Consider the following 19,390-nt stretch of genomic DNA (forward strand, 5'->3'; position numbering starts at 1 on the left):
ACCAGGCGCTGGAGAAATGCGGCGGCGACCCGGTCAAGCTGACCTGGGAGCTGATCCGCGACACGCTGATCGAGCAGGCCGAACAGGGCGTCGACTATTTCACCATCCATGCCGGCGTGCGCCTCGCCTATGTGCCGCTCACCGCCAAGCGCGTCACCGGCATCGTCTCGCGCGGCGGCTCGATCATGGCCAAGTGGTGCCTCGCCCATCACCGCGAGAGCTTCCTCTACGAGCATTTCGACGAGATCTGCGACATCATGCGGCGCTACGACGTGTCGTTCTCGCTGGGTGACGGCCTCAGGCCCGGCTCGATTGCCGATGCCAACGACGCGGCGCAGTTCGCCGAGCTGGAGACGCTGGGCGAACTCACCCAGATCGCCTGGAAGAAGGGCTGCCAGGTGATGATCGAGGGGCCCGGCCATGTGCCGATCCACAAGATCAAGATCAACATGGACAAGCAGCTGAAGGAGTGCGGCGAGGCCCCCTTCTACACGCTCGGACCGCTGACCACCGACATCGCGCCCGGCTATGACCACATCACCTCCGGCATCGGCGCGGCGATGATCGGCTGGTTCGGCTGCGCCATGCTCTGCTACGTCACGCCGAAGGAGCATCTCGGCCTGCCCAACCGCGACGACGTCAAGGTCGGCGTCATCACCTACAAGATCGCCGCCCATGCGGCCGATCTCGGCAAGGGCCATCCGGCGGCGCAGTTGCGCGACGACGCGTTGTCGCGCGCCCGCTTCGACTTCCGCTGGGAGGACCAGTTCAATCTCGGCCTCGATCCCGATACGGCGCGCGCCTACCACGACGAGACCCTGCCGAAGGAGGCGCACAAGGTCGCCCATTTCTGCTCCATGTGCGGGCCGAAATTCTGCTCGATGAAGATCACCCAGGACGTCCGCGACTATGCGGCGACCCTCAACGATCCGGAGCGGCGGGCGGTGGCCGGCGCCGATGCGCTGACGCCGGAAGAGGGCATGGCGCAGATGTCCGAGAAGTTCCGCGCCATGGGGGCCAAGGTCTATGTCGAGACGGCGGAAGCGGTGAAGGCCAGCAATCAGGTGCTGTGAGGGATCGGGCCATGACGCGGCCGCCCGGCTTCGAGTTGTGGGAGGAGCGGTTCGCCGGAGCGGAGTTCCGCTTCGGCCGCGAGCCCAACCCCTTCCTCGCCCGCTGCCGGCCGCTCCTGCCCGCGTCCGGAAAGGCGCTGGCGGTGGCGGACGGCGAGGGCCGCAACGGCGTCTGGCTCGCCCGCCAGGGCCTCGACGTCGTCTCCGCAGACTTCTCGCCGACCGCGCAAGGGAAGGCGCGGGCGCTCGCCGCCGAGCACGGCGTCGCCGTCACCTTCGTCGAGGCGGACGCCCATGCCTGGGACTACCCGGAAGCCGAATTCGACGTGGTGGCAGACATCTTCACCCAGTTCTCACCGCCGGCGGGACGGGCGCTGAAATGGGCCGGCATGAGGCGGGCGCTGAAGCCCGCCGGCCTCCTCATCGTCGTCGGCTACACGCCGAAGCAGCTTCAGTATGGCACCGGCGGGCCGAAGGACCTGGCGCATCTCTACACCGGCGCGATGCTGGAGGAGGCCTTCGGCGACTTCGCGGAGCTTTCCATCACCGAGGAGGAGACGGAGCTGCAGGAAGGCGCCGGCCATTCCGGCATGTCCGCGGTGATCGGCCTGACGGGAAGGAAGAGGTAGGGGGATGAGAAAGAGCCCGGCTGATCAACCCTGAAAATCTGGACGGAGGCGCCAAGCGGATCAGACGAGGGCGACAGGTCTCCTCAATCCAGCGGCCGGTCGTCGGCTCTGATCGGCCGACCCAGATGAAACGCGACCGTTTTGAGGTGCGCCGGCAGCAACTCCCTGATCAGCCCGTCCAGAACGACGTCATGCCGAACGTAGAGTCCCATTTCTGCCCTAGGTGTGTTGATATCGTCAGGACAGCTTGCGACAACGATTTCCCAGCCCGGCATGTCGTGAAGGGTACGCCGTAGAGCTTCGACAAATTCCAAGGTCAAGGTCCGGTCGGGGACGTAGACCTTGATCTGCCGGACGCCCCAGTAATCGTCGTGGATCCAGTAGTCCCCGCGCCGCAGCGTGCCGTCATCGACCCCGAAGCTCGTCAAAGCGGTGCGTACTCGCTTACACAGCCGATTGAACGCTCTGAGGTCCTGTTTTCTTTGCATTTCGAATGTCATGGTTCAATCCCGAATTCGATAGCGGCGGATCAGATAGAAGAGCTGCCTCCTATAGATCTGGAGGTTGAAGTCGCGGATTGCTGTCTTTCCATTCAGAACCCTTCCTCCTCTCAAAGCGGGCGATCCGCTTACCTCTAGGCACGGTGTTGACGGCACCTCCGGCGGTCTCGCCGCTACCACGCTCACGTCGTGACGTTGTAGGCGTGCACCGTCGCCGTCGTCAGGTCGCAGTCGAAGACGATGGTCACGCCTTCGAAATCACCCGAGCCCCAGAGCGAGAGGCCGATGGTCGCCGGTGGTGGCACGCAGACGATCAACTGTCCCTCCGGGCGGTCCGGCAGGTTCGGGAAGCGCTTGGCGAAATCAGCGTAGCTGCGCGGCGTGGCGGTCGCGCGCTCCAGCGGGACGTAGGGCAGGAGATACGGAAAGCCGGCATAGGGCCAATCGTCCAGCGACCGTCTCTCCGACATCCCGAGCACCTCGATCTTGCGGAAGCCGGCGAGCCTGTAGGTAATGTCCCCGCCGTTGAAACACATGCCGTAGACCAGCGGCAGCTCGAAGATGGAGGGGCTTCCCAGGGCCGGGATCGCCCGGCTGCCGAGATGCCCGATGAAGTGGAGCTTGCGCGGGCCGTACTCGAGGCCGGTCACCTCATGGTCGAGCGGCCCACCAAACCAGGCATGTGAGATCCGATTGGCTCTCACGAAGGTGTAGTCCACACCGTCGCAATGGGCATGGATCAGCCTTTCCTTGCGGGCAGCCATGGGCGCAACACTCCCCTTGTCCACGATCCGGGGATCGCAAACGGGCTAGAGACAGGAACGTCGATGCAACCTCAGATTGATGATGTTCCGCATATGTTCTGACTGAAGTCAAGCGAGCGTCTCATCCGTGAAGTGCCCGACCCTCCCCCACCCGCGACGACATCGTCAGGGGTCACCAGCCATATATCGCCGCGGGCTCCGCCGTGCTTCTCTTCCCCTCCCTCAGCCGCGAGCCCGCCCATGTCCACCTCCCGCCGTGTCGTCCTCGCCGCCCGCCCCGACGGCATCCCGCAGGCCCAGCACTTTCGCATCGAGGCCTATGAGCCGCCGGCGCCGAAGCCGGGCGAGATCGTCGTGCGCAACCAGTTCCTCTCGGTGGAGCCGGCCATGCGCGGCTGGGTCTCGGCGGTGGCGAACTATGCCCAGCCGGTCGGCATCGGCGAGGTCATGCGCTCCTTCGCTTCCGGCGAGGTCGTCGCCTCGGAGCATCCGGGCTATGCCGCCGGCGACAAGGTCACGGGCCTGTTCGGCTGGCAGGAACTGGCCGTGGTCCCGGCCTCGGCCGTCACCCGCAAGGTGACCGAGACGGATCTTCCGCTCTCGACCTCCCTCGGCGTCATGGGGCTCAACGGCATCACCGCCTATTTCGGCCTGCTCGACGTCGGTGCGCCGAAGCCCGGCGACACGGTGGTGGTGTCGACGGCGAGCGGTTCGGTCGGTTCGGCGGTGGGGCAGATCGCCAGGATCATGGGCTGCCGCACCGTCGGCATTGCCGGCGGGCCTGAGAAAGTGCGGCAATGCGTCGAGGACTTCGGCTACGACGCGGCCATTGACTACAAGGCGGTGAATGACATGGCCGGGGCGGTGGCCAAGGCCTGTCCTGCCGGCGTCGACGTCTATTTCGACAACACGTCGGGGCCGATCTCCGACGCGGTGCTGCCGAATCTCGCCATGGGCGCCCGCGTCGTCATCTGCGGCACGGCGTCCGTTTCGTCCTGGGATCCCTGGCCGACCGGGCCGCGCCCCGAGCGCCACCTCCTCGTCAAGCGCGCCCGCATGCAGGGCGTGCTCGCCTTCGACTATGCCCATCGCTATGGCGAGGCGCTGGCGCGGCTGGCGGGCTGGATCCGCTCAGGCCAGCTCCGCTATGCCGAGGATATTCTCGAGGGGCTCGCCGCGGCGCCCGACGCCATCGCCTCGCTCTATCGCGGCGACAACCGCGGCAAGCGGCTCATCCGCCTCAACGGGTGAGGAGCCGGGAAAAGCCCCACCCGCACCCTCCCCGCGCTCTGCGCGGAGAGGGGGACTTTCACCCTTCACGTGGTCCTCGACGGTGGCGCCAGGCACGACCGCTGAGACGGAGTGCGAGGCCATAGTCCCCTCCCCGCGCAGCGGGGAGGGTGCGGGTGGGGCCTTGCCGCTTCAAGCCGTGAAGCCTGTCCACCCGGCTCCTCATCCGCGCGGCGGCGCCTCGGCCAGCAGTGCCTGCAGGTCAAGGCGTTTGGTCACCATGGCGAGGGTGCCATCGGCATTGCGCGGCCATTCGGCCTCGGGCCGGTCGCGATACAGCTCGACGCCGTTGCCGTCCGGGTCGGAGAGGTAGAGCGCCTCGGAGACCCCGTGGTCGCTGGCGCCGTCGAGGCGGATACCGGCCTCGACCAGGCGGCGCAGCGCATCGGCCAGCCCGGCGCGGTCGGGATAGAGGATGGCGGTGTGGTAGAGGCCGGTCGTGCCGGGGGCCGGCGGGCGACCGCCGCGGCTCTCCCAGGTGTTGAGGCCGATATGGTGGTGATAGCCGCCGGCCGAGATGAAGGCCGCCTGGTCGCCGTAGCGCTGCATCAGGCTGAAGCCGAGCACGTCGCGGTAGAAGGCGAGGGCCCGGTCGAGATCGGCGACCTTGAGATGGACATGGCCGATGCGGGTCCCGGCGGGGACCGGGTCGGGATGAGGCTCGGAGGGCAGGAGCAGGGCGGCGGGGGTCATGGCGTGTCTCCGTCTGGGGTTGCAGCCTGACGGCCGCTTGTCGCCCTCAGAGATGCAGCCTGCCGCGTCGCGCTGCGAGAGGGGCAAGGCGATTCTTGCAAAGCTGCAAGCTCGCCTTGCCGATCAGGTTATGCGCGTTGCGAGGATCTTGTCGATCCGCCGACCGTCGAGGTCCATGACCTCGAAGCGCCAGCCGGCCTTGTCGAAGCTCTCGCCGACGCCCGGCAACCGTTGCATCTCATGCAGGACGAAGCCCGCGACGGTCTGGAAGTCGGCGTCGCGGTCCACCGGAACACCGAGCTGGATGGCGAATTCGTCCGCCGCCATCCAGCCGGCGATGAGCAGCGAGCCATCGGCGCGGGTGACGACCGCGGGCTCCTCGTCATGCTCGTCGGGCAGGGCGCCGACAATGGCCTCCAGCACGTCGGTGGCGGTGATGATCCCCTCGAAATGGCCGTACTCGTCGAAGACGAGCGTCATATGGGCGCTGGAGGCGCGCAGGATGCGCAGCACATCGAGCGCGGGCGTCCGGTCGAGCACCACGGGCGCTTCCAGGACGAGGCCGGCGATATCGGGCCGCTGGCGGCCGACATAGGCCTCGATCAGATCCTTGACCAGCACGATGCCGATGATGGAATCGGCGTCGCCGTCCTGTACCGGCAGGCGCGAGCGGCGGGTGGCGCGCAGCCGGTCCCGGATCGCCTCCGGCGGATCGGCGAGGTTGACCGTCTCGACCTCGCGGCGGGGCGTCATCAGGGCGCTGGCGTTGCGGTCGGCGAGGCGCATGACGCCGGCGATCATCTCGCCCTCGGCCGGGGCGATGACGCCGGCGGTCTCCGCCTCGGCGATGATGGTCTTCACCTCTTCCTCGGTGACCTTCTCGCCGCCTTCGGCCTTCTGGCCGAGCAGTGCGAGAACGAGCCGGCCGGACCTGTCGAGCAGCCAGACGAGGGGGGCGGCGACCCGCGACAGCAGCGCCATCGCCGGGGCGACCATGACGGCGACACGCTCGGGATTGCGCAGGGCGATCTGCTTGGGGACCAGTTCGCCGATGATCAGCGACAGATAGGTGATCAGCACGACGACGGCGACGACGCCGAGCCATTCGGCGGCGACGTCCGGAACACCGAGGCTCTGCAGGCCCGCCGCGGCGCGCACGCCGAGGGTCGCGCCCGAGAAGGCGCCGGAGAGGACCCCGACCAGGGTGATGCCGATCTGTACGGTCGAGAGAAAGCGGCCGGGATGTTCAGCCAGCCGCAGCGCCGTCGCGGCGCCCTTGCTGCCCTGCTCGCTGAAGACCCTGAGACGCGCGGGTCGTGATGAGACGACGGCCAGTTCCGACATGGCCAGGACGCCGTTGATGAGCGTCAGGACCAGGATGATCGCAATCTCGAGGAACAAGGATATCTCGCGTCATGCGGTCGCCGCACTCGTCATCGGTCCGCTTCGAACGCCTACATACAGGATGGGACCGGGTGCGCGCCATAGCCCCCGCATGCCATGCGGATCGCGGCTGCGGCGGGAGCGTCGCTTGACAGGACCGGGCGGCACGGGGACAAGGCGCGAACCCTCCCGACATCATGCGGAACGCTCCCATGTCCCACGCCCAGCTCCAGACCGTCATCGAAGCCGCCTTCGAGGACCGCGCCAACATTAGCGCGGCGACGCAGGGCGAGGTGCGCGACGCCGTCGAGACCGCCCTCAACCTCCTCGATGCAGGAACGCTGCGCGTCGCTTCGAAGGAGACCGGATCCTGGGTGGTGCACCAGTGGCTGAAGAAGGCGGTGCTGCTCTCCTTCCGCCTCAACGACATGACGACGATCGCCGGCGGTCCGGGCGGCTCGTCCTGGTGGGACAAGGTGCCCTCCAAGTTCGACGGCTGGGGCGCCGCCGAATTCGGCAAGGCCGGCTTCCGCGCCGTGCCGAACTGCGTCGTGCGCCGCTCGGCTTACATCGCGCCGGGCGCCATTCTCATGCCGTCCTTCGTCAATCTCGGCGCCTATGTGGACGAGGGCACGATGGTCGACACCGGGGCGACCGTCGGCTCCTGCGCCCAGATCGGCAAGAACGTCCATCTGTCGGGCGGCGTCGGCATCGGCGGCGTGCTGGAGCCGCTGCAGGCGAACCCCACCATCATCGAGGACAATTGCTTCATCGGTGCCCGTTCCGAGGTGGTCGAGGGGGTCGTCGTCGGCGAGGGCTCGGTCATCTCCATGGGTGTGTTCCTCTCCGCCTCCACCAAGATCGTCGACCGCCAGACCGGCGAGATCCATGTCGGCCGCGTGCCGCCCTATTCCGTGGTCGTCTCCGGCTCGCTGCCGGGCAAGGCGCTGCCGGGCGAGAACTGGGGCCCGTCGACCTATTGCGCCGTGATCATGAAGACCGTCGACGAGAAGACGCGGTCGAAGACCGGCATCAACGAGTTGCTGCGGGATTGAGGGCAGGGCGAGGCTCCCGCCATGGCCAGGATCGACTGGACCGACCGGAAAGTCTGGCTGGAGCCGGCGGCCTGGTCCCATCTATTCCTGGATTTCCAGGGCCGCATCCCACGGCTGCCGTTCTGGGGCGCGGCTGTGGTGCTCAACGTCTTCGCCTTCATCGGCGACCGCCTCGCCATGGATGTCGGCGGTCACCCGGCGGCGGCGGTGGTCGGCCTCGCCTTCCTCTATCCCTCGCTGGCGCTCGCCATCAAGCGTGCCCATGACCGCGGCCATTCCGACCTTTACCTGCTCTTCCTGTTTCTGCCGGCCTTCCTCGTCAGCCTGCTGCAGGTGCTTGGCTATTTCGATTCGACCGGCCCGATGGGGCCGGTGCTCTCGGTCCTCGGCCTCTGGGTGCTGGTCGCCCTGATCGCGCTGGTCATCGATCTCGGCATGATCCGCGGCCAGGAGGGGCCCAATCGTTACGGGCCGGACCCCCTTGCATGACACCACGCTGAAACCTTGGGCGTTGACCTTGCCGCCGTCGCCCGCCAGTCTCGGACGGGCCGCGGATCACAGAGACGCATCATGGATTTTCAAAAACTCTATCTGAACGGCGACGTCCGGATTGGACGCAAGGAATTCTGGATCGGGATGGTTCTCCTGATCGTCGCCAATATCGTTCTCGGTTTCATCGCCGGGCTCATCGGCTGGTCGGTGTCCGGCATCTGGGGCGCGGCGATCCTCACCGGCCTCGTGGGCCTCGCCATGACGCTCCCGACCTATTTCCTGATGGTCAAGCGTTCCAACGACCGCGACTATCCGCAGACCTATGTGCAGGCGCTGATGGCGCTCAATATCGCCTTCCAGCTGAAGACCATGATCATGCCGATCGAGTTCGGCGGGCCGAGCCTCTTGTCGATTCTCTTCTCGCTCGTCCTTGCGGTGGCCGGCCTCTGGGTGCTGATCGATCTCGGCTTCTTCCAGGGCACCCGCGGACCGAACCGCTACGGCCCCGATCCCCTGACTGCCGAGCCGACATGAGACCTGCCGCAGCATGAGTGCCGATCCGGTCGCGCTGACGCGCGCGCTCGTCCAGTGTCCGTCCGTCACGCCCACCGAAGGCGGCGCCCTGGCCGCCCTCGAGGCCGTGCTGCGGCCGGCGGGCTTCGCTGTCGAGCGCGTGACCTTTTCCGAGCCGGGCACGCCTGACGTCGAGAACCTCTATGCGCGGATCGGCACCGGCGCGCCCTATCTCCTCTTCGCCGGCCATACGGATGTCGTGCCACCCGGCGATGCCGCCCAGTGGCGCCACGGGCCCTTTGCCGGCGCCATCGCCGACGGTCAACTCTACGGCCGCGGCACGGTCGACATGAAGGGCGGCATCGCCTGTTTCCTCGCCGCCGCGCTCGACCATGTTGCGGCCCATGACGGCCGGCCGAAGGGCTCCATCGGCTTCCTCATCACCGGCGACGAGGAGGGGCCCTCCGTCAACGGCACGGTGAAGCTGCTGGACTGGGCTCATCGGCGCGGCGAGCGTTTCGACCATTGCATCGTCGGCGAGCCGAGCAATCCGGAGGCCCTCGGCGACATGATCAAGATAGGCCGGCGCGGTTCGCTCTCCGCCGTCGTCACAGTCGAGGGCCGGCAGGGCCATGTCGCCTATCCCGACCGCGCCGCTAACCCGATTCCGGTGCTGATCGATATCCTGAGCCGGCTTACGGAAAAGCCGCTCGATGCCGGAAACGCCCATTTCCAGCCGTCCAACCTCGAGATCACCTCGATCGACGTCGGCAATGTCGCGACCAATGTCATTCCGCAGAAGGCCGAGGCGCGGTTCAACATCCGCTTTAACGACGAACATGGGCTGGATGGGCTGAAGGCCTGGATCGAGGCGATCGTCGCCGCGGCGGCGCAGCCCGGCATCGTCCCCGCCGTCGGCTTTGCGCGCGGCAATTCGCAGAGCTTCATCACCAGGCCCGGCCCCTTCGTCGACATGGTCGCCGACACGATCGCGGAGGTGACGGGGCGTCGGCCGCAATTGTCGACGACGGGCGGCACGTCGGATGCGCGGTTCATCAAGGATTATTGCCCGGTCATCGAGTTCGGCCTCGTCGGCCAGACCATGCACGCGGTGGACGAGCGGGTGCCGGTGGCCGATCTCCTCGCCCTCACCGCCATCTACCGGCGGATCATCGACCGCTATTTCGCGGGTTGATCCGCTACGGTCCCCAATCGGGCGATCAGGCGAATTGCCGTCTCTCGCCTAACCCCAGATCAAATGGGCCGCCAGCAGCGCCGCGATGACCCACAGCGCCACGGTGGAAGAGCGGTTGCGACGGGCCTCGGCCTCGCCGATGCCTTTCAGCGTTTCCGGCGCCAGCACGAAGCCGTCCTTCGTCAGCTCGTCGATCCGCTCGGAGAGCATGGCGGCGCGGCCGAGCAGGGCGGGGGCCTCGCCGATGACACGGCCGACGAGCCGGGCACCGGCGCCGACCTCCTCGATGCGGCCGACGGGACCGAGATTGCGGGTGATCCATTCCCGCACCACCGGCTCGGAACTCGTCCAGATGTCGAGGCGGGGATCGAGAGAACGGGCGACGCCCTCCACCACCACCATGGTCTTCTGCAGCAGGATCAGCTCGGTCCGGGTCTTCATGTCGAAGATGGCCGTCACCTCGAAGAGCAGCGACAGGAGCTTGGCCATGGAGATCTGGTCGGCGGTGCGCGAATGGATCGGTTCGCCGATGGCGCGGATGGCCTGGGCGAACTCGTCGACGGAATGGTGGGAAGGTACGTAGCCGGCTTCGAAATGGACCTCCGCCACGCGCCGATATTGCTTGGTGATGAAGCCGAGCAGGATTTCCGCGAGAAACCGCCGTTCCTTCGGGCCAATGCGGCCCATGATGCCGAAATCGACGGCGACGAGATTGCCGGCACGGTCGGCGAAGAGATTGCCCTGATGCATGTCGGCATGGAAGAAGCCGTCGCGCAGGGCGTGGCGGAGGAAGCTCTGGATGACGATCTGGCCGATCGCCCTGGCATCGACGCCGGCGGCGGCCAGCCCGTCGTGGTCGCCGAGCTTGATGCCGTCGATCCATTCGGTGGTGAGCACGAACCGTCCGGTGCGGTTCCAGTCGACCGAGGGCACGCGGAAGCCGGGATCGTCCTTGGTCCGCTCCGCCATCTCGGAGGCGGCGGCGGCCTCCAGGCGCAGGTCGAGCTCGATGGCCATCGAGCGGGCCAGCGTGTCGACGATGCCGAGGGGCTTCAGGCGGCGGGAATCCGGCACCAGCTTTTCGGCGAGCCGCGCGGCGAAATAATAGTCGGAGAGGTCGGCGCGGAAGCGGTCGGTGACGTTGGGCCTGAGGATCTTGACCGCGACGTCGCGCAAGCCCTCGCCGTCGCGAACGGTGGCCTTGTGCACCTGGGCGATCGAGGCGGCGGCGATCGGCGGGCCGAAGCTCTCATAGGCCTCGGCGATCGGCATGCCGAGCGTCTCCACCAGGATCTGCTCGGCGAGCTTCTGGTCGAAGGGCGGCACCTTGTCCTGAAGGCTCTCGAGGTCGCGGGCGATGGTGGCGCCGACCACGTCGGGGCGCGTCGACAGGAACTGGCCGAGCTTCACATAGGTCGGGCCGAGCCGGGTGAGGGCGGCGGTGAGCCGGTCCGACCGGGTGCCGGTGCCGCGCCGCTCGACGAGGCGGGCGAGGCGCAGCGCCAGCCGCGCCGGCGGTGGCAGGGCCTGCGGATCGACGAGGCCGAGGACGCCTTCGCGAGCGAAGACGAAGCCGGCCCGCCCGAGGCGGAGGAGGTGGATGGTGCCGGCGATCACCGCGTCAGATCTTCCAGCCGCCGGACAGGCAGGCGATGCCGCCGGTCATTGGTGTCACCTCGACGCGGGAGAAGCCGGCCTTGGCGATCATGCCGGCAAAGACGTCGTCGCGCGGGAACTTGCGGATGGATTCGACCAGATACTGGTAGGGCTCGGCGTCGCCGGTCACCATCTTTCCCAGCGGCGGGATGACGGCGAAGGAATAGGCGTCATAGACGCGGTCGAGGCCGGGCACGACGTCGGGGGAGAATTCCAGCACCAGCAGCCGCCCGCCGGGGCGCAGCACGCGGAAGGCCTCGTCCAGCGCCACCTGGATGCGCGGCACGTTGCGGATGCCGAAGGCGATGGTGTAGCCGTCGAAGGACGATGCCGGGAAGGGCAGGGCCTCGGCATTGCCCTGGACGAATTCGACGCGCTCCGACAGGCCGCGCTGGTCGGCGCGGGCCTGGCCGACCTTCAACATCTCGCCGTTGATGTCGCAGACCGTGGCCATGGCGGAAGCGCCGGCGCCGATCACCTTGAAGGCGACGTCGCCCGTGCCGCCGGCGACGTCGAGATGGCGGAAGGGCCGCGTCTTCGGCACGCCGAGCCGCGTCACCATGACATCCTTCCAGACCCGATGCAGGCCGACCGACATCAGGTCGTTCATCAGGTCGTAGCGGCCAGCCACCTTGTGGAACACGTCGTCCACCAGGTCCTGCTTGGCGTCGAGGTCGACGCGGCGGAAGCCGAAATCGGTCTGGGCGGTGGCTGCTGACATGGCCGGATCCTGCAAATTCGGCCGGACCATAGCGGAACCGCCCGACCGGCGCTATGTGGGGTGCGATCGCGAACCGTCCAGACATCGCTTCCGAGGCCCTGGCGCCCATGCCCGAACTTCCCGAGGTCGAGACCGTCCGCCGCGGCCTGCAGCCGGTGATGGAGGGCGCGACGATCCTCGCCGCCGAGGTCCGGCGGCCGGACCTGCGCTTTCCCTTCCCTGAGGGCTTTGCCGCGCGGCTCGCCGGCCGGACGGTGACCTCGCTGGGGCGGCGGTCGAAATATCTGCTCGCCGATCTCGATGACGGCGCGGTGGTCGTGATGCATCTCGGCATGTCCGGCTCGTTCCGGATCGCCCGCCAGGCCCCTGCAGGCAACGTGGTCGGCGATTTCCATCACGAGCGCTCGCGCGACACCGCCCATGACCACGTCGTCCTCACCCTGTCGTCGGGCGCGACGGTGACCTATAACGATCCCCGCCGCTTCGGCTTCATGCTGATGACGGCGCGGACGGATCTCGCCGCGCATCCGCTGATGGCGAAGCTCGGCGTCGAGCCGACCGGCAACGACCTTTCCGCCGGTCATCTGGCCATGGCCTTCCGCGGCAAGGCCGCCCCGCTCAAGGCCGCGCTGCTCGACCAGTCCATCGTCGCCGGTCTCGGCAATATCTATGTCTGCGAGGCGCTGCACCGGGCCGGCCTGTCGCCGCAGCGGGCCGCTGGCACCCTCGTGACCAAGGGCGGCGACCCGACCGTCAGGCTCGAACGGCTGGTGCCGGTGATCCGCGAGGTCATCGCCGAGGCGATTGCGGCCGGCGGCTCGTCACTGCGCGACCATGCCCAGCCCTCCGGCGAGCTCGGCTATTTCCAGCACAGCTTCCATGTCTACGATCGCGAAAGCGAGGCTTGCAGACGCTGCGGCGATGGGCACAGAGTGCGTCGCATCGTGCAATCTGGCCGCTCGACCTTCTATTGCGCGGCGTGCCAGCGCTGAGGAACGGGAAGCATGCTGAAGGTCTGGGGTCGCAACAATTCGTCCAACGTGCAGAAGGTGATGTGGGGCATCGCCGAGATGGGCGTGCCCCATGAGCGCATCGATGCCGGCCGCCAGTTCGGCGTGGTCAATGAGCCGGCCTATCGTGAGAAGAACCCCAACGGCATGGTCCCGACCGTCGAGGACGAGGGCGTCGTCCTGTGGGAATCCAACGCCATCCTGCGCCATCTCGCCCGCAAGCACGGGCGCCTGATGCCGGCGAGCCTCGCCGACCAGGCGCGGGTGGACATGTGGATGGACTGGCAGCAGACCGTGCTCGGCCAGGGCGTCGGGCCGGTCTTCATCGGCCTGGTGCGCACGCCCGCCGAGCAGCGCGACATGCCGGCGATCGAGAAGGCCAAGCAAGCGTCCATCGCCGCGGTCGCTATCCTCGACGCCGAGCTGGAGAAGCACCTCTTCGTCGTCGGCAACACCTTCACCGTCGCCGACATTCCGATCGGCATCATGATGTTCCGCTACAAGACGCTCATTCCCGAAGCGCCGGCGCGGGCCCATGTCGACCGCTGGTACCAGTCGATGCAGGACCGCCCCGCCTTCCGCGAGCACGTCTCCAGCATTCCGCTGACCTGAGCCGTCCAGATGGCCGCTCCGCCCGGCTGTCGGCGCCCGCCTGCGGCGCGGCCGGGCGCGCGAGGCGACGGCTGTTCGGGCCGTTCGGCCGGGCCCTGTCGCTGTTTCACGGTGTCGCGTTGACTTTGCCGGACGGTGCGGCCTATAACCCGCGCCGACTTGGGAGCGGCTCGCGCCCGAGCGCTCGGCCCGTTTGACGGATCAGCGCCTGCGAGCCGGTCCTATCCCCATTCGCCTGTTTGAACCCGATCCGCGCGGAGACGTCCCGTGAAACGCACCTACCAGCCCTCCAAGCTCGTCCGCAAGCGCCGCCACGGCTTCCGCGCCCGCATGGCCACCAAAGGTGGCCAGCGCGTTCTCGCCGCCCGCCGTGCCCGCGGCCGCAAGCGCCTGTCCGCCTGATCTGCCACGGCCGGGATTTCGGCTGAGCCGAACGACGGGAGGGCGCGAATGACGAGTTCGACAACGCCCATCCGCCTCGTCCGGCGAGCCGATTTCATCGCCTGCTCCAGGGGCCGCCGTGTGACAACGGCGGCTTTCGTGTTGCAGGAAAGCGCGCGTGGCGACGAGCGGCCGCCGCGCTTCGGCTTCACGGTCACCAAGAAGACCGGCGGCGCGGTGGAACGCAACCGGATGCGCCGGCGCCTGCGCGAGGTCGTGCGCCTCGGTGCCCATGCGGGGGCAAGAACCGGGTCCGATTACGTTCTGGTGCTCAACCGAAATGCGCTCGACCGTCCGTTCGACGTCCTGAAGACCGATCTCGCCGACGCGCTCCTGCGCGCTGCCGTCCCCCGCCCCGCCCGCTCCGCGGGTCGTCCCAATCCCTGACACCGACGGACCGATGGCCGACAACCGCAATTACATCCTCGCGATCGTTCTCTCGATCCTCGTCCTGGTCGGCTGGCAGTATTTCGTCGGCATGCCGCAGGTGGAGCGTCAGCGCGAGGCGCAGCGCCAGCAGCAGCTTCAGCAGCAGGCCGCCGGTCAGGCGCCCGCCGTGACCCCTGCTCCCGGTGCGCCGCCGGTCCCCGGCCAGACCACGCCGACCCCCGGCTCCGTCGCGCCGGCCGCGCCGGGCACCGCCGCGCCGGTTCCCGCCCAGGGCCTGAGCCGCGAGGCGATCCTTGCCGCGACGCCGCGCGTCGGCGTCGAGACGCCGCGCCTGAAGGGTTCGATCAACCTGGTCGGCGGCCGGGTCGACGACATCGTCCTGACGAACTACCGCGAGACCATCCAGCGGAACAGCCCGAACGTCGTGCTCTTCGCGCCGGCCGGCTCGCCCATCGATCCGGTCCAGCACCGCCATCCCTTCTATGCCGAATTCGGCTATGTGCCGGGCGCCGGCCAGACCGCTTCGGTGCCGAACGGCCAGACCGTCTGGACCCAGCAGGGATCGGGCACGCTCACCCCGTCGACCCCCGTCACCATCACCTGGGACAACGGTCAGGGCCTCACCTTCCGCCGCACCTTCGAGATCGACGCCAATTACATGATCACCGTGAAGGACGGCGTCGCCAATGCCGGCGCCGGCCCGGTGACGCTGCACCCGTTCGGCCTCATCTCGCGCCACGGCCTGCCGCAGACCTCGGGCTACTACATCCTGCACGAGGGCCTGATCGGCGTCTTCGCCGACAAGGGGCTGCATGAGGTCGGCTATTCGGCGATCGAGACCGCTCGCACCCAGACCTTCAAGTCGCGCGGCGCCTGGCTCGGCATCACCGACAAGTACTGGGCCGCCACCCTCATCCCTGACCCGGCGGTTGAGACGGATTCGAGCTTCAAGTTCTTCCAGTCCGGCACGACCAAGTCGTTCCAGACTGATTTCCTCTCGCCGCCCGTCACCATCGCGCCGGGCGCGTCGTCGGAGACCACCACGCGCCTCTTCGCCGGCGCCAAGGAGGTCAGTGTCGTCGACGGCTATTCCGCCGCGCTCAACATCGACCGGTTCGACCGTCTGATCGACTGGGGCTGGTTCTATTTCATCACCAAGCCGCTCTTCGTCGTGATGGACTGGTTCTTCGTCCAGACCGGCAATTTCGGCATCGCCATCCTGCTCGTCACGCTGCTGATCAAGGCGCTGTTCTTCCCGCTCGCCAACAAGAGCTACGCCTCCATCACCATGATGAAGAAGGTGCAGCCGGAGATGATGGCGCTGCGCGACCGCTATGCCGACGACAAGATGAAGCAGCAGCAGGAACTGATGGCGCTCTACAAGCGCGAGAAGATCAATCCGCTGGCGGGCTGCTGGCCGATCCTGATCCAGATTCCGGTGTTCTTCGCGCTCTACAAGGTGCTGTTCATCACCATCGAGATGCGGCACGCGCCGTTCTTCGGCTGGGTTCAGGATCTGTCGTCGCCCGACCCGACCTCGATCTTCAACCTGTTCGGCCTGCTGCCCTTCGCCGTGCCGGCCTTCCTGCTGGTCGGCGTTTGGCCGATCATCATGGGCATCACGATGTGGATCCAGATGCAGATGAACCCGACGCCGACGGACCCGATCCAGGCGGCGTTCTTCCGGTGGATGCCGATCCTCTTCACCTTCATGCTGGCCTCGTTCCCCGCCGGTCTCGTCATCTACTGGGCGTGGAACAACCTCCTGTCGGTGCTGCAGCAGGGCCTGATCATGCGCAAGTACGGCGTCAAGATCGAGCTGTGGGACAATATGCGGGCGATGTTCGGAGGCGGGCCGGCCAAGCCCGCCGGCTGACGGCATGGCCGACGACCCGATCGAGGTCGGTCGCAAGCTGTTCGCCAGACCCTGGGGCTTCTGGCGCGGCACGCCCGACATGAAGCACCTGCCCCCGATGTCGGGGGTGGAGATCGCCTTCGCCGGCCGTTCCAACGTCGGCAAGTCGAGCCTCATCAACGCGCTGGTCGGGCAGAATGCCCTGGCGCGCACCTCGAACACGCCGGGGCGGACGCAGGAGCTGAACTTCTTCCACGTTCCCGCGGAAGAGGGCCCGGGCCTCGGACTCGTCGTGGTCGACATGCCGGGCTATGGCTTCGCCGCGGCGCCGGAGGCCAAGGTCAAGGAGTGGACCCGGCTCATCCACGACTACCTCAGGGGCCGGCAGAACCTCGCCCGCGTCTATGTGCTGGTCGATGCCCGCCACGGCCTGAAGCCCGTCGACATGGAAGTTCTGGACGAACTCGGCACCTCCGCCGTCTCCTACCAGATCGTGCTGACCAAGGCCGACCAGATCTCGGACGCAGCGCTCGTCAAGCTCAAGGCGGCGACGCTGGACGTCCTGAAGAAGCGCGCCGCCGCCTTCCCCGAGATCATCGCGACATCCAGCCGCAAGGGCGAGGGCATCCCCGAATTGCGTGCCGCGATTGCCCGGGTCGCCGCCGAGCGGACCTGAGGCGGACGGCGGATCGCGACAGCTCCGGCCCTCACACGGCCTTGCGCAGGCTGAACGCGTGCAGGCCCGCGACGCCGATACAGAACAGCCCGGCGACGATCAGGCCGGTGCTCCGGCGTCGGCGATTGGCCAGGCTGTCTGCATAGGCGAGCAGGGTGCGATCCCCGCTCGTCGCCTCGAACACCATCCTGGTGCCCGGGTCGACGAGGAACTGGACACGCTGCCCGTGGCGCATGTTGTCGATGTCGTCGATCCAGAGCGTCGGCGGCGGCGAGACCTCGAAGAAACCGTGGCCCGGAACGGTCAGTGGGATCTTCTGGGTCCGGTAGGTGCCTTTGCGTTTTCCGCGGGTGTAGGTCACCAGCGGCATCGTGTGGCTGAGCGGCCCGACATGGTCGACCCTCGTCAGCGCGTTCCGCTCGGGTGGCCGGCCGGTAAGGCCGGTGAGGAGCAGGATCAGGCCGAGCAGGGCGACGCCGATGAGCCAGACGAGACCCCAGAATGTGGCGGCGTCGGTCGGGCTGGGCGTGGCCTGGGCCTCTGTCAATGCGCTTCCTCCCAGTTCACCGCCGCGCGGGCCTCCACCGCCAGCGGCACCCTGAGCTGCAGCGCCGGGTGGGTCGCCTCCTCCATCACCCGCTTGATGACGGGCAGGGTGCGGTCGACCTCGCCGTCCGGTACCTCGAAGACCAGTTCGTCATGCACCTGCAGCAGCATCAGCGCGTCGAGGCCGGCGGCGTGCAGGGCCGCGTCCATACGCGTCATGGCGCGGCGGATGATGTCGGCGGCCGAGCCCTGGATCGGCGCATTGATCGCCTGGCGCTCGACGAAGGCGCGTTCGGACGGGTTGCCCGAGCGGATCGCCGGGAAATGGCAGCGCCGCCCGAAGATGGTCTCGACATAGCCGTGCTCGCGGACGAAGGCCTTGGTCGCGTCCATATAGTCACGGATGCCGGGGAAACGCTCGAAGTACTTCTTGATATAGGCGCCGGCCTCCTCGCGCGGGATGGACAGCTGGTTGGCGAGGCCGAAGGCCGAGATGCCGTAGATGATGCCGAAATTGATGGCTTTCGCCCGGCGGCGCACCAGCGGGTCCATGCCCTGGACCGGCACGCCGAACATTTCCGAGGCCGTCATGGAATGGATGTCGATGCCGTCGGCGAAGGCCTGCCGCAGCTGCGGGATATCGGCGATATGGGCGAGGATGCGCAGCTCGATCTGCGAATAGTCGGCGGAGACGAGCTTGGCGCCCGGCGCCGCGATGAAGGCGGTGCGGATCTTGCGGCCCTCCTCGGTGCGCACCGGGATGTTCTGGATGTTCGGTTCCGACGAGGAGAGCCGGCCCGTCGTCGTGGCGGCGAGGGCAAACGAGGTGTGCACCCGGCCGGTCGTGGCGTTGATGTAGGTCGGCAGGGCGTCGGTATAGGTCGATTTCAGCTTGGTCACCGTGCGCCAGTCGATGATCTTGCGCGGCAGGTCGTGGCCTTCCTCGGCCAGTTCCTCCAGCACGCCGGCGGCGGTCGACCAGGCGCCCGTCTTGGTCTTCGAGCCGCCGGGTAGCCCCATCTTGCCGAAGAGGATGTCGCCGAGCTGCTTCGGCGAGCCGGGATTGAGCGGCTCGCCGGCGAGCTCCTGGATCTCGGCCTCGACGCGGGCGGCGACCTGGGCGAAATCCCCCGACAGGCGCGACAGCACCTGCCGGTCGATGAGGATGCCGCGCCGCTCCATGCGGGCGAGGACGTCGACCAGCGGCCGCTCCAGCGTCTCGTAGACGGTGGCCTTGCCCTCGGCGGCCAGGCGTGGTTTGAGCGCCCGCCACAGCCGCAGCGTCACGTCGGCATCCTCGGCGGCATAGGCGGTGGCGCGGTCGAGCTCGACCCGGTCGAAGGTGACGCGGGCCTTGCCGGTGCCGGTGACGGCATCGAAGCTGATCGCCTCGTGGCCGAGATGCCTGAGTGCCAGCGCATCCATGCCGTGGGTGCCGCGGCCGGCATCGAGCGCATAGGACATCAGCATCGTGTCGTCATAGGGCGCGATGGTCATGCCATAGCGCGACAGCACCAGCAGGTCGTACTTCAGGTTCTGGCCGACCTTCAGCACGCCCGGATCCTCGGCGAGGGCCTTCAGGCGGTCGAGGGCCTCGCGGAACGGGACCTGTCCCTCGACGAGGCCCGAATCGAACAGGCCGGCCTCGCCCGCGCGGTGGGCGAGGGGCACATAGCAGGCCTTGTCCGGCCCAAAGGCGAGGGAGAAGCCGACGAGGTCGGCGGCCATGGCGTCGAGTGCGTTGGTCTCGGTGTCGAGGGCGACGACGCCTGCCTCGCGCGCGCCGGCGATGAAGGCGTCGAGCGCCTCCAGCGTGGTGATGCAGAGGTAGCGGGACCGATCGACGGGCATGCCGCGCAGCCGCTCGGCGGTGCGGGCGGCCAGCACCTGCGGGGT

At 67.8% G+C, this 19,390-nt stretch carries 21 protein-coding genes; 13 read left to right on the forward strand and 8 right to left on the reverse strand.

Annotated elements, in window-relative coordinates; all coding sequences use genetic code 11:
• The coding region (thiC, locus tag Q8O26_RS04025; protein ID WP_305573721.1) for a phosphomethylpyrimidine synthase ThiC at nucleotides 1-1,073 on the forward strand (1,073 nt) is incomplete at its 5' end.
• A gap of 11 nt (nucleotides 1,074-1,084) precedes the next feature.
• A complete protein-coding gene (locus Q8O26_RS04030) occupies nucleotides 1,085-1,702 on the forward strand; it encodes a bifunctional 2-polyprenyl-6-hydroxyphenol methylase/3-demethylubiquinol 3-O-methyltransferase UbiG (RefSeq protein ID WP_305573723.1) in 618 nt (205 codons plus the stop codon).
• An 83-nt stretch (nucleotides 1,703-1,785) separates the two neighbouring features.
• On the opposite strand, the gene Q8O26_RS04035 is transcribed toward Q8O26_RS04030, so the two are convergent.
• Both Q8O26_RS04035 and Q8O26_RS04040 read right to left on the reverse strand, forming a co-directional pair.
• Nucleotides 1,786-2,202 carry a hypothetical protein gene (locus Q8O26_RS04035; protein ID WP_305573724.1) on the reverse strand — a complete coding sequence of 139 codons (417 nt, stop codon included), beginning with the start codon at nucleotides 2,200-2,202 and terminating at the stop codon, nucleotides 1,786-1,788.
• 182 nt (nucleotides 2,203-2,384) lie between these two features.
• A complete protein-coding gene (locus tag Q8O26_RS04040) occupies nucleotides 2,385-2,966 on the reverse strand; it encodes a hypothetical protein (protein ID WP_305573726.1) in 582 nt (193 codons plus the stop codon).
• Nucleotides 2,967-3,206: 240 nt separating this feature from the next.
• Here Q8O26_RS04040 and Q8O26_RS04045 point away from each other — a divergent pair, with 240 nt between their 5' ends.
• The gene (locus tag Q8O26_RS04045; protein ID WP_305573728.1) at nucleotides 3,207-4,217 is read left to right on the forward strand and encodes an NADP-dependent oxidoreductase; all 1,011 of its coding nucleotides are present in this window, start codon (nucleotides 3,207-3,209) and stop codon (nucleotides 4,215-4,217) included.
• A 201-nt stretch (nucleotides 4,218-4,418) separates the two neighbouring features.
• Here Q8O26_RS04045 and Q8O26_RS04050 read toward each other — a convergent pair whose 3' ends face one another.
• Both Q8O26_RS04050 and Q8O26_RS04055 read right to left on the reverse strand, forming a co-directional pair.
• Nucleotides 4,419-4,949, reverse strand: a complete 531-nt coding sequence (locus Q8O26_RS04050; protein ID WP_305573730.1) for a VOC family protein — start codon at nucleotides 4,947-4,949, stop codon at nucleotides 4,419-4,421.
• Nucleotides 4,950-5,072: 123 nt separating this feature from the next.
• Nucleotides 5,073-6,350 carry a hemolysin family protein gene (locus Q8O26_RS04055; RefSeq protein WP_371134444.1) on the reverse strand — a complete coding sequence of 426 codons (1,278 nt, stop codon included), beginning with the start codon at nucleotides 6,348-6,350 and terminating at the stop codon, nucleotides 5,073-5,075.
• A gap of 194 nt (nucleotides 6,351-6,544) precedes the next feature.
• Between Q8O26_RS04055 and dapD the strand changes: the two genes are divergently transcribed.
• The 4 genes from dapD (at nucleotide 6,545) to dapE (ending at nucleotide 9,587) form a co-directional block, all read left to right on the forward strand.
• Complete coding sequence (dapD, locus tag Q8O26_RS04060; protein ID WP_305573732.1) at nucleotides 6,545-7,387, forward strand: 2,3,4,5-tetrahydropyridine-2,6-dicarboxylate N-succinyltransferase; 843 nt, start codon at nucleotides 6,545-6,547, stop codon at nucleotides 7,385-7,387.
• Nucleotides 7,388-7,408: 21 nt separating this feature from the next.
• Nucleotides 7,409-7,876, forward strand: a complete 468-nt coding sequence (locus Q8O26_RS04065; protein ID WP_305573734.1) for a DUF805 domain-containing protein — start codon at nucleotides 7,409-7,411, stop codon at nucleotides 7,874-7,876.
• Between the two features lie 81 nt (nucleotides 7,877-7,957).
• Nucleotides 7,958-8,413, forward strand: a complete 456-nt coding sequence (locus tag Q8O26_RS04070) for a DUF805 domain-containing protein (protein ID WP_305573736.1) — start codon at nucleotides 7,958-7,960, stop codon at nucleotides 8,411-8,413.
• Between the two features lie 13 nt (nucleotides 8,414-8,426).
• Nucleotides 8,427-9,587, forward strand: coding sequence for a succinyl-diaminopimelate desuccinylase (gene dapE, locus Q8O26_RS04075; protein ID WP_305573738.1), 1,161 nt, complete (start codon nucleotides 8,427-8,429; stop codon nucleotides 9,585-9,587).
• Between the two features lie 48 nt (nucleotides 9,588-9,635).
• On the opposite strand, the gene ubiB is transcribed toward dapE, so the two are convergent.
• Entirely contained in the window at nucleotides 9,636-11,204 is a 1,569-nt protein-coding gene (gene ubiB / locus Q8O26_RS04080) for a 2-polyprenylphenol 6-hydroxylase (protein WP_305573740.1), read from the reverse strand.
• A gap of 4 nt (nucleotides 11,205-11,208) precedes the next feature.
• Nucleotides 11,209-11,964, reverse strand: coding sequence for a bifunctional demethylmenaquinone methyltransferase/2-methoxy-6-polyprenyl-1,4-benzoquinol methylase UbiE (ubiE, locus tag Q8O26_RS04085; RefSeq protein ID WP_305573742.1), 756 nt, complete (start codon nucleotides 11,962-11,964; stop codon nucleotides 11,209-11,211).
• A 107-nt stretch (nucleotides 11,965-12,071) separates the two neighbouring features.
• Between ubiE and mutM the strand changes: the two genes are divergently transcribed.
• From mutM to yihA, 6 genes are all read left to right on the forward strand, one after another.
• Complete coding sequence (gene mutM / locus Q8O26_RS04090; RefSeq protein ID WP_305573744.1) at nucleotides 12,072-12,956, forward strand: bifunctional DNA-formamidopyrimidine glycosylase/DNA-(apurinic or apyrimidinic site) lyase; 885 nt, start codon at nucleotides 12,072-12,074, stop codon at nucleotides 12,954-12,956.
• 12 nt (nucleotides 12,957-12,968) lie between these two features.
• Entirely contained in the window at nucleotides 12,969-13,586 is a 618-nt protein-coding gene (locus Q8O26_RS04095; protein WP_305573746.1) for a glutathione S-transferase family protein, read from the forward strand.
• Between the two features lie 267 nt (nucleotides 13,587-13,853).
• Nucleotides 13,854-13,988, forward strand: a complete 135-nt coding sequence (gene rpmH, locus Q8O26_RS04100; protein WP_038305233.1) for a 50S ribosomal protein L34 — start codon at nucleotides 13,854-13,856, stop codon at nucleotides 13,986-13,988.
• A 48-nt stretch (nucleotides 13,989-14,036) separates the two neighbouring features.
• Nucleotides 14,037-14,414 carry a ribonuclease P protein component gene (gene rnpA, locus Q8O26_RS04105; protein ID WP_305573752.1) on the forward strand — a complete coding sequence of 126 codons (378 nt, stop codon included), beginning with the start codon at nucleotides 14,037-14,039 and terminating at the stop codon, nucleotides 14,412-14,414.
• Nucleotides 14,415-14,427: 13 nt separating this feature from the next.
• Entirely contained in the window at nucleotides 14,428-16,293 is a 1,866-nt protein-coding gene (yidC, locus tag Q8O26_RS04110) for a membrane protein insertase YidC (RefSeq protein ID WP_305573754.1), read from the forward strand.
• Between the two features lie 4 nt (nucleotides 16,294-16,297).
• Nucleotides 16,298-16,948, forward strand: coding sequence for a ribosome biogenesis GTP-binding protein YihA/YsxC (gene yihA / locus Q8O26_RS04115; RefSeq protein WP_305573755.1), 651 nt, complete (start codon nucleotides 16,298-16,300; stop codon nucleotides 16,946-16,948).
• Nucleotides 16,949-16,979: 31 nt separating this feature from the next.
• Here the strand turns inward: yihA and Q8O26_RS04120 are convergent, their stop codons facing one another.
• Both Q8O26_RS04120 and polA read right to left on the reverse strand, forming a co-directional pair.
• The gene (locus Q8O26_RS04120) at nucleotides 16,980-17,495 is read right to left on the reverse strand and encodes a hypothetical protein (RefSeq protein WP_305573757.1); all 516 of its coding nucleotides are present in this window, start codon (nucleotides 17,493-17,495) and stop codon (nucleotides 16,980-16,982) included.
• The coding region (gene polA, locus Q8O26_RS04125; RefSeq protein ID WP_305573759.1) for a DNA polymerase I at nucleotides 17,492-19,390 on the reverse strand (1,899 nt) is incomplete at its 5' end. The genes Q8O26_RS04120 and polA, both read right to left, overlap by 4 nt.

This window comes from Phreatobacter sp. (assembly GCF_030691135.1).
Taxonomy (GTDB): domain Bacteria; phylum Pseudomonadota; class Alphaproteobacteria; order Rhizobiales; family Phreatobacteraceae; genus Phreatobacter.